Below are 13,507 nucleotides of genomic sequence, written 5' to 3' on the forward strand. Positions count from 1 at the left end.
AAACTTTCTCATGATCTAAGAAACTATAGGCGTATCATAGAATGCTAGGTGAGAGAAGTATATGGAGAAATGAGGCATAACTATGTAGAAATGTAGTTTTTTTTCTTTTCCACATAAGCCCGCAGCCACTTTAGCCCGATCATATCCATCCAGGTGGCGGCTCCCAAGAAAGCAAGAAAAGCGATGGCATAGATCCAGGGTTGGACAAAAAGGATCAAGTGACCGGTCCGGTAAAGGATATATTGTCCGGCAATGATGATGACCCAGGCGGCTGCCCAATAGCGACGCTTGTTCGTCGCGTAGATTACGCTGCCAAGCAAAAGCGTAATGGCGAAGGCAGAGCAGACGGTCAAAATCACATCATCCCGGTAAGGATTGGGATAGAGCCCCATCTTCATACGCCGCAAGCCGCTTAATAGCAGAATGAACATGGTCGAATCTGTCGTACTGAACGCAAACATCAAATACGTCAAATAACAGAAGGAGCGGTTTCCTTCCTGTATTTTCCGAATCCATATCCGGCACATCGGGAAGAAGAAGAGTAAGGCAAAAAAGGTGTACCACGACGACCATCCTTCATGGCTGTATAGGCCCAAATGAACGAACAGTACATCCAATCCGCTCATTGCTGCGGCGAAGAAGCCGATCCAGGGCCAACGCAGCTGATAGAAGGCCAGAAGCACGCCAATGGAAGGGACGATGAAAAAGTCGGAAAACGTGGCCCCGACCATGCTGTCCAGGAAAGAGTTTTTCAAAAATTTAGGGTAGTACGTGTAGGCCTCGAATACGACAAGCACAAACACTTCAAAGACGTAAATCATGCCTGCAAAGGATAGATGGAGAAAAAGGGTGAACGGCTCCTGCTTACGAATTGCCGTGACGATAGTGATTAGGATAGCTATGCATGCTAATAGCAGATAGGGCACATAGTTCGGCATTTCGCACCTCAAGAAGTCGGAAAGTATTCCCTTCTATCATTAACAAAGTCATCGAGGGTTAAACGAGGCGGTGGGTTATGCGGGAGAGGCGCTTGTGGTTTGGAGGGATTTGCAGCTTAAGGATAGGGCGTTTTGGTTTTTTAATGGTTATTGTTAATGATCGTGGACATTTTGTACATGGGGAAAACAATTTGTTAAGTCTATTGGACGAAATGGAAATATGGCCGCGCTGCTTCTCCTCTTATAATGAGCGTGTAGTCATCCAATCATGAAGGGGAGATGTCCATGAGTAAAAAGAGGTATGTGCTCGCTCTCATCGCCGCCCTGACAGGCAACTTGCTGCTGCCGTACGGTAAGGCGGGGCCGATCACGGCACAGGCTGCAGCGACCACGTATGTGGCGGCCAGTTTCAACAGTTACCCCACCTCGCCCTCGACGTCGGGGCCGGCTGCGGAGGTTGGCGGCAACTGGGGGTTGTACAATGCAAAAGCTGGTACGGATTATACAATTGGGGAAGCGGCTCCCGGCAGAAGCGATCTCAGCTTGAAGCTGATGTCGGGTACGTCCGGCACACAGCTGTACGCGGGGAAATTCTCTCTCAATATTGCCGGCAAAGTCGTATTAGAGGCAGCGGTTCGCGCTGAAGACGCCGGCCATATCCGGCTGCTGGATATGAAGAGCAACAGCGGTGTGTGGAAAAATTTTCTGACCTTGACGGAAACAGGCCAAATGTCGATTCTGGGCAAATCGTTGGGGGCGTATACGCCCAATACGTGGTACAAGGTGAAAGCAATCATTGATCAGACCGGGCAAAAGGCGGACGTGCTGCTCAATGATGTACAAGTGGTGACCGCAGGGGCTTTAGGTGCAACTTGGGATACGATCAACACAATCAAATTTACGCAGACCGGCACGTCGGTACCGGGCAGTGCTTATTTGGACGATGTTCGTGTCTATTCGTACGAACCAGTTGAAAGCGTTTCCGTGACGCCGGGTGCGTCGACGATCGGCGTCGGCAAGCAAGTGGCGCTCACGGCGCAGGTTGCCCCGGCAGATGCCGCCGATCAGCGCGTGATGTGGAGCTCGGACGCGCCGGCAACGGTCACGGTCGATACGTACGGCGTTGCGACCGGCATGGCCGTCGGCACGGCGCACATTACGGCGACGACGTTGGAAGGTGCCAAGACAGCGTCATCGACGATTACGGTCACGACCAACGTGCCATTGGACGGCATCACGTTGCCTGCTGAGCAAACGGTGGCGGCAGGGGGAACGGTGCAGTTAACGCCTGTGTTTACACCTGCAAACGCGACGAATAAGAAGGTGACATGGACAAGCGGCAATCCCGCTGCTGCTACGGTGGACGCGCAAGGGCTTGTCACCGCACAGGCGACTGGTCAGGCAGTGATTACGGCGTTGAGTGAAGACGGCAGCCATACGGCGATGACGACAGTGAATGTGCAGCCGCCAAGTGTGGCGTCCATTTCTTTGCCGAGCACCGTTACGGTGATCAAAGGGGATACGGTTACGTTGGTGCCGACTTTTCAACCGGCACAAGCAGGCAATCAGCTTGTGACGTGGACGATTGGCGATGCCACGATTGCATCGGTCGATGCGGCGGGCGTGGTTGCCGGTCTGAAGCTAGGCGAGACGCAGTTGACGGCAACAAGTGTGGATGGAGGAAAAACAGCGAGCACCATGATTAAGGTCATTGATCAAGCAGCGGTCTCCGGCGAGTTCGAGCGTTTACGTTTGAAGCGCAAAGCAGGGCTCGACGGCGGCGACAATTTGGATACGTCAGACGCGGACGTACAGGCCAAGGTGGCCACGCTTACGGCGAACGGACAAACCCGCTGGTCCACGCTTCAAAAAGCAGCGGACCGCCAAGTGCTGTGGTCGGACAGCGTCGTCAGCAGCGGGAATTCCGATGCGATTCATAACAATATTTCGCGAATCCGCGAGATGGCTTACGCCTACTCGACGAAAGGCGGGGCGCTTTACCACAATTTGCAGCTACGCGACGATATCGTCTCGGCACTGGATTGGGTGTATACCAAGCAGTACAACGAGACGGGTACCGCGTTCGGCAACTGGTGGAATTTTGAAATTGGTATCCCCGGGAAAATGACAGATACGATGGTGATGATGTACGATGCGCTGACGCCAGAGCAGATTGCTCGCTACATCGGCGCGATTGACCATTACACGCCGGATATCCAGTCCAATGTGTTCGATACTAGCTCTTACTATACGGGGGCGAATCGTTCCGATATTTTGCTGTATAAGCTTGTGGACGGGTTGCTGCTGCAATCGGATGCGCGCATCCGCGCCGTGGCGACGGAAATGTCCCCGCTGTTTGCTTATGTGACGGCAGGCGACGGTTTTTACGAGGATGGCTCGTTCGTGATGCATGCGTCCGTTCCCTACACGGGCAGCTACGGTTCGGTCATGCTGGAAGGCGTCAGCCAACTGCTGTATTTGCTCAACGGCAGCCCTTGGCCGGTCACCGATCCTAACGTGAATCTCTTTTACAAGTGGATTTATGATGGGGTTGCTCCGGTTATTTATAAAGGGATGACGATGGATTTCGTCAACGGTCGCTCGATTGCCCGCGGGTCAAATAATTCCCAGGTAACCGCAGCGGGCATCATGTCGGCACTCGCCAGATTGGCGCTGGACGCCCCGGCATCGGATGCGCAGAAGCTGAAAAGCATGCTGAAGGCATGGATGACGGAGGATCAGACGCATTTTAACTATTACAATAGTTTGTCTTCTATGAATCTGATCGGTTCTGTGAAGGGATGGATGAGCGACGCAGCGATTGTGCCGGATCGGGAGGCTTCGGGCTACTACGAGTTTGCGGGGATGGCCAGAAGCTTGCAGGTTCGCGACGACTATACGTTTGGGATTAGCAAAAGCTCAAAACGTATCCAAACCTATGAGCTGACCAACGGTGAAAACGGAGAAGGCTGGTACACAGGCGACGGCATGACGTACCTGTATAATGGTGATCAAGCGCAGTATATGGAGGATTATTGGGCGACAGCGAACCGGTACCGCCTGCCAGGTACGACGGTGGATACAAGACCGCGCACCTTCACTGATTTCCAGAACGGGGACGGGGAAGGCAAGCCGACAAACGCGTGGGCTGGCGGCGTTGAAATGGGGCCGTACGGCAGCTCCGGTATGCAGCTGAAGCAAATCGGCACGACGCTGCAGGCGAATAAATCGTGGTTTATGTTCGGCGACGAGATCGTGGCGCTCGGCTCGGGCATCTCGAGCAGCGACAACCGGACGATCGAGACGATCGTCGAGCAGCGGAAGCTGAATGCGGCCGGCGACAATGCGCTGACCGTGAACGGGCAGGCGAAGTCCACGGCACTCGGCTGGAATGAACGCATGACAGGCGTGCAGTGGATGCACTTCGGCGGCAACGGCGCGCAGTCGGATATCGGATATTATTTCCCGGATCTCCCGGCGATTAATGGGCTTCGTGAGCAGCGCACTGGCCGTTGGAGCGATGTGAACCAAAGTATTGCCCAGTCTGCTCCCGTGACGCGGAACTACCTCAGCTTGTGGTTCGACCACGGAAAAAGTCCTCAAGGCCAGACGTACAGCTATGCGATTTTGCCGAACAAAACGGCGGAACAGGTAAAGCAGTATGCCGAGCATCCGCCTTACGAGGTGCTGGTCAACAATGAAGGGGCGCAGGCGGTTCGCCATAATGGATTGGGTCTTACTGCCGTGAACTTCTGGAAAGATCAGAAGGTGAAGGCAGATCTGGTGACGAGCTCCAGGCAGGCGGCGGTGATGATCAAGGAAGTGAACAACCAATTGGAGCTCGCGGTTTCCGACCCTACGCTAGAGAATACAGGCGCTATCGAGCTTGAGCTGGATCGTTCCGCTGCAGGTGTGCTGCAGGCGGATCCGCAGATCATGGTGACGCAGCTATACCCGACCATCCGCTTGGTGGTCAGTGTGAAAGGTTCGGTCGGACGCACGTTCCATGTGACGTTTGATACGGACCCTGCGAAGCCGAGACCTTCGGATCGCCCGCCGATACCGGCGATTGTGAATCCTAGAAGCGGCGCGGAAGAGCTTGACCGCAATGCTGCGCTGTACGCCGCCTTCGATAACGAAGGCAACGGGCTGGAAGCGGTCGGCGGCGGCCCTAGCGGCTGGAGCGTAAGCAATGCGCAACAGACACTTGTGACGCTGGAACGGCTGCCGGAGGAATCCAGCAATATCCTTCGATTGTTGGATATGAGCGCTCAGGACTCAGCGTTTGCCTCGCGAACCTTTCCTGCTGTCTCCGGCTTGGCCGAGGCTGAATGGACGTTTGCCGAGCCATACGGGCCGAAAGGCGAGGAATTTACGCTGCTTAGCGGCGATGCAGCCGCCATTCGTCTTGTGACGCGGGCGGGAGCCCTCTATTGGCTTGATGCTCAGGGCGCCGAGCACTATGTGCAAGGGGTGTCTGCGGCAACGTGGACGAAGCTGCGGGTGACGATCGACCTTACGCACAACAAATACGATGTCTATGTGGATGGCAAACTGGCGGCGGCTGGGGCGAGCTTCGCTAACCCAGTTACGGCGCTGGATGGATTTCGCATGAAAACGGATGCCCAGGCAAAAGACGCGATTCTGTATGCAGACGACATCGCGGTGTATCGTTTCGGCGAACAGACGCTAGTATACGGCACGTTTAACGCCGGTTCCTTCGGCGCATGGCAAGTTGCGCAGAGCGCGACGGCTCCTGTCCAGATTGTGGACGATCCAAATGCGGCAAATCGAAGCGTTCTGCTAGGTGACAACGACAATAAGTTTAGCGCTTCAATGCTGCAGCCTTTTGCGGTACAAAGCGGATCATTAGTCGCGGAGTGGGATTTGAAGGAAAAGAACAGCGGCAAAACGCCGTTCTATGAGCTGCGGCAGGGCGAGAAAACCGTCGTTCGGCTATTAACGAGTGGAACGCTGCGGTACCTGTACAAGGACGGCACGGTCGATACGCTCGGTTCGGTACCGACAGGCGTCTGGCATCACATCCGTCTGGAGGTCGACATTGCGAATCAGAAGGTCAATGTTTATTTGAACGGCGTGCTGCAAAAGGCGAACCTGAATTTCTATGAGGCGTCGTCCACCATCGACAACATTCGGATCTATACGTCCTATGGCGCCGTGGACGCGCCATTATGGATCGACAATGTGAAGGTGTATACTTATCAAGCGCCTAAGCAGCCCGAAGGGCTGGCCTTAAATACGGCGGAACAGGCGCTGTATCTGGATGAACCGGCGGAGGATGCCGAGCAGACGTCGGCATCGCTGGGTGCTCAAATGACGCCTTCGGACGTGTATGACACGACAATCGGATGGCTATCCTCCAATGAGCAGACGGCTTCTGTCGACAGCACCGGCTTGGTGCAAGCGTTGCAGCCGGGCAAGGCGGTCATTACGGCAACGACGGCTCATGCCGAGCTGCAAGCTGCGGTAACCGTGTATGTGGTGCCGAAAGCGCCGCAAGTGACGGCGGACGATGCGGCGAATACCGTATCGGGTATGGCCGCGGGGCTGGAATACAGCTTGGACGGCGGCGATTATGTGCGGTATGAAGCTGAAGCGTTTGGGCGCGTTAACCTGAACGGCCCGCATGAGCTTAAGATCCGTGCTGCTGCGGACGAGATGAGCGGCGCGCCGGCAGGGAAGGTGACGACGCTGCGCTTCGTCACTGTGGAGTCGTCGCCAGGTGGCGATTCGGGCAGCGGCTCGGGTTCTGGCAGTGGTTCAAGTGCCGGTACTGGTGCCGGAACACCGTCGACGCCGCCAGCGACAGCTCCAAAAGACAGCGTTCTTCAGCTGAAGCTGCCGGAGGACGCGGTCACAACGAGCAAGGACAGCCAAGGCAGAGAAGTAACGACGGTGGTCGTGGCTGCCCAGGATTTGAAGCAAGCTTGGTCTGCGGATACCTCGACCGTCGTCATTGCGCCGCCGGGTAATGGCAGCACCTTGGTCGTGAAGCTTCCGGCAGCCGCTTTAAAGGATGCGGCTGCAACGTTGCCAACGGGCACCGTTGTTCTCCAGTCCCCGTTTGGCGAAATGACGCTGCCGTTGTCTCTGTTCGCTCCTGGCGGAGCTGCGGAAAGTGCGGCGACATCCGGGGCAAGCACGACCGTAACCGTCACGATGCAACAAGCGGATTCGAACTTGGAGGAACGCGTAAAGGCAGCCTCCAACAACTATCACGTTGCAGTTGCAGGACCGATCATGGACTACAAAGTAACCCTGGAGCAGGGCGATCAAGTTGCCACGGTGACGCAATTCGGCAGCACCTATGTGGTTCGCACGATGCTCCTTCCAGCAGGCTTCGATGCGAGCAAGGTGGCAGCCGTCCGGTACGATCCGGAGACTGGCGAGCTGACTTATGTACCGGCGGTGTTTGTCACCCGGCCTGACGGACTAACGGAAGTACGCATGAAACGAAATGGAGCAAGCATCTACACAGTGATTCAGGGCAGCAAATCGTTCGAAGATGTTGCCGGACACTGGAGCAAAGCCGATGTCGAACTGCTGGCGTCGAAGCTGATCGTCCAAGGTCAGGCGGACGGCCGCTTCGCACCGGAAGCGGAGGTCACAAGAGCGGAGTTCGCAGCGATGCTCGTGCGTGCGCTCGGTTATCAAGCGAAGCCGGTTCAACGACCTAGTTTTAAGGATGTCGCGCCAACAGATTGGTACTATGCAGCAGTTGAAGCGGCCGTGCAGGCGAAGCTGATCGAGGGCACCGGACCGGATACGTTCAGTCCGAACTTGCCGATCACGCGCGAGCAGATGGCGGCCATGATTGCATCTGCGATGAAGCTTGCGGGCAAGCCGGCACCCGGTGCGAACCAAGACTGGCTGCAGCCATTCCAAGATCAGCCGCAAATAAGCGACTGGGCGCAAGCGCCGCTAGCGGCGGCACTCCAAGCTGGCATCCTGAACGGACGATCCGCGAGCCTCATCGCGCCTGCCGCCCCTTCAACCAGAGCGGAAGCTGCGGTCGTGTTGAAACGGCTTTTGACCTATATCGCATTTATGAACTAAATGCTGGAGAGGGGGCGTTATGCTCCCTCTTTTTCGTGCTGCGGCCATTTTTTTAACAACGCGATTGGACAATTTATGCATATCTATTGCAAGGGGAAGTCGTCATAATGGAGGAAGCCGTACTGCCAGGAATCTACGCTTTACGGCTTTTTGCCAATGTGTGAGAATACGAGGTATGGGGCGGACGAACGGCAAGTGTACGAACAAGACGACACCCCAAAGGAGAGCGTGTATGCCGATCAAAATGAATTTGTGGAAGAAGCGCAAAAGCGTCATTTTTACATGGCTGATTTCCTACAGCGCCGTATTTATTATTCCGATTCTGATGAGTCTGATCCTATACAGGGAATCCAGCAATACGCTGCGAAGCGAAATTCATAGAGCCAACGATACAATGCTCCAGCAGGTGCGAGAAACGATCGATACGCAGATCGAAATGATGCAGCGTCTGAGTATGGAGTTGACCTGGAATACAAGAATTCAAAGCCTGATTTATACCCGCATGTCCAGCAGCGATGAGCAATATACAGCCTATTTGATCGCGAAGGAGTTTCTTATGTATCAGACCTCCTATGCCAATGTCGATCAATTTTATGTGACGTGGGAGGCGGAGAATACCGTCCTGCTGCCCGGCAGTACGCGGGATTATCAAGCTGGTTTTGAAACGATGCATGATACGGGCATGATCAGTTATGCCGATTGGTTGAAGCTGGTGAAGATGAACAGGAGCACGACGTTCACGATCATGCCTCGCAAGGATTCCGCGTATTCCAAGCAATCGCTTGCGCTCATAACCCGGCTTCCGGCAGGATCGGGGAGCAAACCGACAGGCTCCGTGGTTGTGATGGCGGATGTGGAACGTTTTAATAAGGCGATTGCCAAGGTGCAGTCTTTTAGCGGCGGTAACGTGTATGTGCTGGATGAGGCGCATAAAGTGCTGCTGTCGAATACGAGCAAGGGGCTTCCGGCGTCGATTCTGGATCAGTTGGGCAGGGCGGAGAGCGGCGTCATATATACGAAAACGAGCGATGAACAGTCGGAAATTTACTATTTAAATTCCGAGGTGTCGAAGCTTACGTACATCTCGGTCATCCCAAGCAAAGTGTACTGGCAAAAAGCGGTGTACGTCCGCAATGTGATGTATGTTAGCGTGGCGATCTCCCTGATCGGGGCGGCGATTTTGACCCTCTTTTTTATGCGGAGAAACTACTCGCCGATTCAGCGGCTTGTTCAAGTGCTGGCCAGGGCGGAAGGCGCGCGCGACCGTGGCAGTCAGGAAGGGAATGAGCTCAGCTTCATTCACCGTGCCGTCTCCGATACGCTTGGCGAGAAGGAAGCGATTCGGGTGCAGCTCCAGCAGCAGCACAATATGCTGCGCTCCAACATGCTGGCGCGTCTGCTGAAGGGGCGGCTGGACGGACCGATTCCGCTGAGGGAGTCGCTGAGTTCGCATCAGATTGAGCTGCTGTCCGACGATTTTGCTGTCATTCTCTTCTTTATGGAGGCACCGGAGGAGGTCAGTATCAGCATTTCGTCGATTAGCGTGCATGAGAAAAGCCGCTTGGCTCAGTTTATTTTGACCAATGTGGTGGAGGAACTGGCAGGGATGCATGGACATCGCGGTTATGTCGCCGAAATTGACGATATGCTCGCTTGCATCGTGAATTTCTCCTCAGGTGACGCTGATGAGCGCATGCAGCAGCTTGTTTCGATCTCGGAAGAAGCGCAGCAGTTCCTGCTGGAGCGGTATCGGATGAAGCTCACGCTGTCGATTTCGCGAGCGCATTCGACGATTGCCGGCATTGAGCAAGCGTATCAGGAAGCCTTGGATGCGATGGAGTACAAGCTGGTGTTCGGCAAGCAGCAGATCATTGCCTACGAGCAGCTGCATAAGGAGCCGATGACCGGGTACTATTACCCATTGCAGATTGAACAGCGTCTGATGAATTTTATCAAAATCGGCGATTTGGCGCGTGCCAGAGAAGTGTTGGATGAGGTGATCGACCGTAATTACGGGAAGTCGATGACATCCGTGACGCTGGTTCGCTGTCTGATGTTTAATTTGATTTCAACGATGATGAAGACGATTCATGAATTGGGCGAAGTTGAGGAGAGTTTTCTCGCGAAGCATCCGAACTGGATGGAGACGATGGCGAGCAGTGATACGGTCAAGGAAATGGTGGATCAGCTCAATCTGCTTCTGGAAGATGTATGTGCCTACACGGCGGCTAAGCTGGACGTGAACATTTCCAAAAGCCGGGCGGAATCACTGCGTGAGCTGATTCACAAGGTGAATGTTTATGTGGAAACCCATTATCAGGATATGGATTTGAATGTGGGGCTGCTGGGCGAGCAGTTTCAAATGAAAGCAAGCTATTTGTCCAAGCTGTACAAAGAGCAAACGGGTGAAGGGCTGCTGGATTATATTAACCGCGTGCGGATTGAGCAGGCCAAAGCGCTGCTCGGTTTTACGGATCAGCCGATTGTCGACATCGGCAAGATGGTTGGTTTTAATGAAGCGGCGACATTTATCCGGGTGTTTAAAAAGTTCGAAGGCATCACGCCCGGCAAGTTTCGCGAGATGCAGGGATAGAGGGGCGGCCACTGGGGGGCTGCCCGTTTGTCGTAATGGATGCAACGCAATTGGCGGTTTTATGCATGCTGAGGCGTATTTTAACAACGAAATTGGAGCTTTTCGTTATATCTTTTGTCGCTCGTCAGCGTCAATATGAAGGCTGTACAGACCGAAGCGTTGCCTAGACGCGGTCATACGAAAAAGGGAGGTAAGCGGTTTATGAAAGCAACGAAAAAAATCGTAACTATGGCTACTTTGCTGGCGCTGTCGGGCTCCATGCTCGCAGCCTGCTCGAAGGAAGCGCCAACCGACTCGCCGAAAGACGGAGCGGGAGCAAGCACGTCCCCAGCAGCGGCAACGGGCACATTCAGCTATCCAATGAAAACGGATAAGACACTCTCCTATTGGGCTGAGCTCAACGGGAACATTGGCAGTGTCAAACCGACGTTCCAAGAAGTACCGTTTTTTCAAGAGTGGCAGAAGCGGACAGGCGTCAATCTGAAATTCATTCAGCCGCCTGCGAACCAGGCGAAAGAAGCGCTTAACGTGCTGCTGGCGTCCGGCGAGCTGCCTGACATGATCGAGTACTCGTGGAGTTCCTCTTTCCCGGGAGGCCCGGAAAAGGCGATCAACGACGGTTACATTTTGAAATTGAACGATGCAATTGATAAATATGCGCCTAATTTGAAGAAGTATTTGAAAGAGCACCCGGAAGTGGATAAGCAAATCAAAACCGACAGCGGCAGTTATTACGCGTTCCCGTTCATTCGCGGCGATGATCTTTTGAAGACATATCAAGGTCCGATCATCCGCAAAGACTGGCTGGATGAGCTAGGCTTGCCGATGCCGCAGACGATCGACGAATGGTACAACGTGCTGAAAGCGTTTAAGGAAAAGAAAGGTGTAGCGGCCCCGCTGACGTTCCTGGGCATGCCGACGGCACTGTTCGGTCTGGATGGCGGCGCATTCATCGGGGCGTTCGGGGTGATCAAGAACTTCTACCAAGAAGGCGGCACGATCAAGTACGGCCCGATGGAGCCGGGTTATAAGCAATTCCTGGCGACGATGCAGAAGTGGTATGCCGAAGGTTTAATTGACAAGAACATCGCAACCGTCGATACGAAGACAATGGATTCCAATATGACGTCGGGCAAAAGCGCGGCAACGGTCTGGAACTCCGGCGCGGGTATCGGCAAATGGCAACCGATTGTGCAGGAGAAAGAGCCGAAGGCGAAATTTGCGCCAGCTCCTTATCCTGTGCTGAAAAGCGGCGACAAGCCGAAGTTCGGTCAAAAGGACTTCGCATTTGTCCCGACAGGCGGCGTGGCGATCACCGCGAATTCGAAAAATGTGGAGACCGCGGTGCGCCTGCTGGACTACGGCTATGGCGAAGAAGGCCACAACTTCTTCAACTTCGGGGTTGAAGGCGTGAGCTACAAGATGGACAACGGCTATCCGAAGTATACGGATTACGTCATGAAGAACCCGGACAAACTCGCACCTGCGCAGGCGCTCGCGATGTATGCCCGTTCCGGCTACAACGGTCCGTTCGTTCAGGATAAACGGTATATCGAGCAGTATTTGACAATGCAGGAGCAAAAGGACGGGATTACCGTCTGGTCGAATACGGACGCAGAGAAATACCTGCTGCCGCCGATCACGCCTACACCGGATGAGAGCACGGAGTTTGCGAACATCATGAACGACGTGAATACATTGGTGGGTGAAATGTCGCTCAAAATTATTTTGGGCTCCGAGCCGATTGATTCGTTCGACAAGTATGTGGATAAAATCAAATCGCTCAAAATTGACCGCGCGATAGCTATTGAGAAGGCTGCGCTCGATCGTTACAACAAGCGTTAATCAGTTAGACCAGGAGAGGCGGCAGCCTCTCCTCACTTATAAATAGAGGAGTGCTGAGCATGAACCGGAACTTGCAGACAACCGCTGCACCTGCTGCTCCGACCCGTACCGGTTCGTTACGGAGAACCGTGGCGAAAGATTTTATCACGAATAAATATTTGTATCTCATGATTTTGCCTGTGCTCGCGTACTACGTCTTGTTTCACTATGCACCGATGTACGGCGCGTTGATCGCCTTTAAAAATTACTCCCCCATGAAGGGCATTATGGGAAGCCCCTGGGTCGGTTTGGCACATTTTGAGAGCTTTTTCAGCAGCTATTATTTTTGGCGTATTTTTAAAAACACGATTCTCATCAGCCTATATTCACTCTTGTTTGAATTTCCGATGCCGATTCTGCTTGCCCTGCTTCTGAACGAAGTGAAGAATAAAACCTTCAAAAAGACAGCGCAGTCCATTACCTACATGCCTTATTTTATCTCGATGATCGTGATCTGCGGGATGATTAAGGATTTCACGAACAGCGGCGGCTTTATTAATACATTTTTCGTCTCGGTGATGGGGACGGATGGTCAGGCGATGCTGCAAAAACCGGAACTGTTCCGCTCGCTGTATGTCATATCCGACATTTGGCAGCGCATCGGCTGGGAGTCCATCATCTACATAGCTGCCCTCACGAGCATTGATCAGGAGCAGTACGAAGCGGCGCGCATCGATGGCGCCTCCAGACTGCAGCAAATTTGGAACATCACCCTGCCGGGTATCCTGCCGGTCATCGTGATTATGTTTATATTGCGATCGGGGAACCTGCTCAACGTCGGCTTTGAGAAGATTATTCTGCTCTACAATCCGGTCGTCTACGAGACGGCGGACGTCATTTCCTCCTTTGTCTACCGAAAAGGGTTGCTGGAATTTAATTGGAGCTACAGTTCAGCGGTTGGTCTGTTCAACTCCGTGCTGAATCTCATTTTGCTGATTGCGGCGAACCGGTTTAGTAAGAAGATGACAGATAACAGCTTGTGGTAGGTTGATTTTAAAAGGAAAGGGAGTACCCG

Annotated in this window: 5 protein-coding genes; 4 read left to right on the forward strand and 1 reads right to left on the reverse strand. The window is 53.8% G+C overall.

Annotated elements, in window-relative coordinates; all coding sequences use genetic code 11:
• Positions 1 to 80: 80 nt before the first annotated feature.
• Positions 81 to 938, reverse strand: coding sequence for a hypothetical protein (locus tag EJQ19_RS26305; RefSeq protein WP_126144200.1), 858 nt, complete (start codon positions 936 to 938; stop codon positions 81 to 83).
• A 285-nt stretch (positions 939 to 1,223) separates the two neighbouring features.
• Here EJQ19_RS26305 and EJQ19_RS26310 point away from each other — a divergent pair, with 285 nt between their 5' ends.
• The 4 genes from EJQ19_RS26310 to EJQ19_RS26325 all read left to right on the forward strand — a co-directional run bounded on the left by EJQ19_RS26310 (position 1,224) and on the right by EJQ19_RS26325 (position 13,478).
• On the forward strand, positions 1,224 to 8,015 hold the full coding sequence (locus EJQ19_RS26310) for a polysaccharide lyase family 8 super-sandwich domain-containing protein (RefSeq protein ID WP_164716723.1): 6,792 nt from the start codon (positions 1,224 to 1,226) through the stop codon (positions 8,013 to 8,015).
• A gap of 232 nt (positions 8,016 to 8,247) precedes the next feature.
• Positions 8,248 to 10,608, forward strand: a complete 2,361-nt coding sequence (locus tag EJQ19_RS26315) for a helix-turn-helix domain-containing protein (RefSeq protein WP_126144202.1) — start codon at positions 8,248 to 8,250, stop codon at positions 10,606 to 10,608.
• 201 nt (positions 10,609 to 10,809) lie between these two features.
• On the forward strand, positions 10,810 to 12,453 hold the full coding sequence (locus tag EJQ19_RS26320) for a type 2 periplasmic-binding domain-containing protein (RefSeq protein WP_126144203.1): 1,644 nt from the start codon (positions 10,810 to 10,812) through the stop codon (positions 12,451 to 12,453).
• A 59-nt stretch (positions 12,454 to 12,512) separates the two neighbouring features.
• On the forward strand, positions 12,513 to 13,478 hold the full coding sequence (locus tag EJQ19_RS26325; RefSeq protein ID WP_126144204.1) for an ABC transporter permease: 966 nt from the start codon (positions 12,513 to 12,515) through the stop codon (positions 13,476 to 13,478).
• The last annotated feature ends 29 nt before the right edge of the window (positions 13,479 to 13,507 follow it).

It is taken from the genome of Paenibacillus whitsoniae (assembly GCF_003955665.1).
GTDB lineage: Bacteria > Bacillota > Bacilli > Paenibacillales > NBRC-103111 > Paenibacillus_E > Paenibacillus_E whitsoniae.

Bases quoted from the DNA above. Each gene is read 5' to 3' on its own strand.
- EJQ19_RS26325 (WP_126144204.1), top strand. From the start codon at position 12,513: ATGAACCGGAACTTGCAGACAACCGCTGCACCTGCTGCTCCGACCCGT.
- EJQ19_RS26305 (WP_126144200.1), bottom strand. From the start codon at position 938: ATGCCGAACTATGTGCCCTATCTGCTATTAGCATGCATAGCTATCCTA.
- EJQ19_RS26310 (WP_164716723.1), top strand. From the start codon at position 1,224: ATGAGTAAAAAGAGGTATGTGCTCGCTCTCATCGCCGCCCTGACAGGC.
- EJQ19_RS26315 (WP_126144202.1), top strand. From the start codon at position 8,248: ATGCCGATCAAAATGAATTTGTGGAAGAAGCGCAAAAGCGTCATTTTT.
- EJQ19_RS26320 (WP_126144203.1), top strand. From the start codon at position 10,810: ATGAAAGCAACGAAAAAAATCGTAACTATGGCTACTTTGCTGGCGCTG.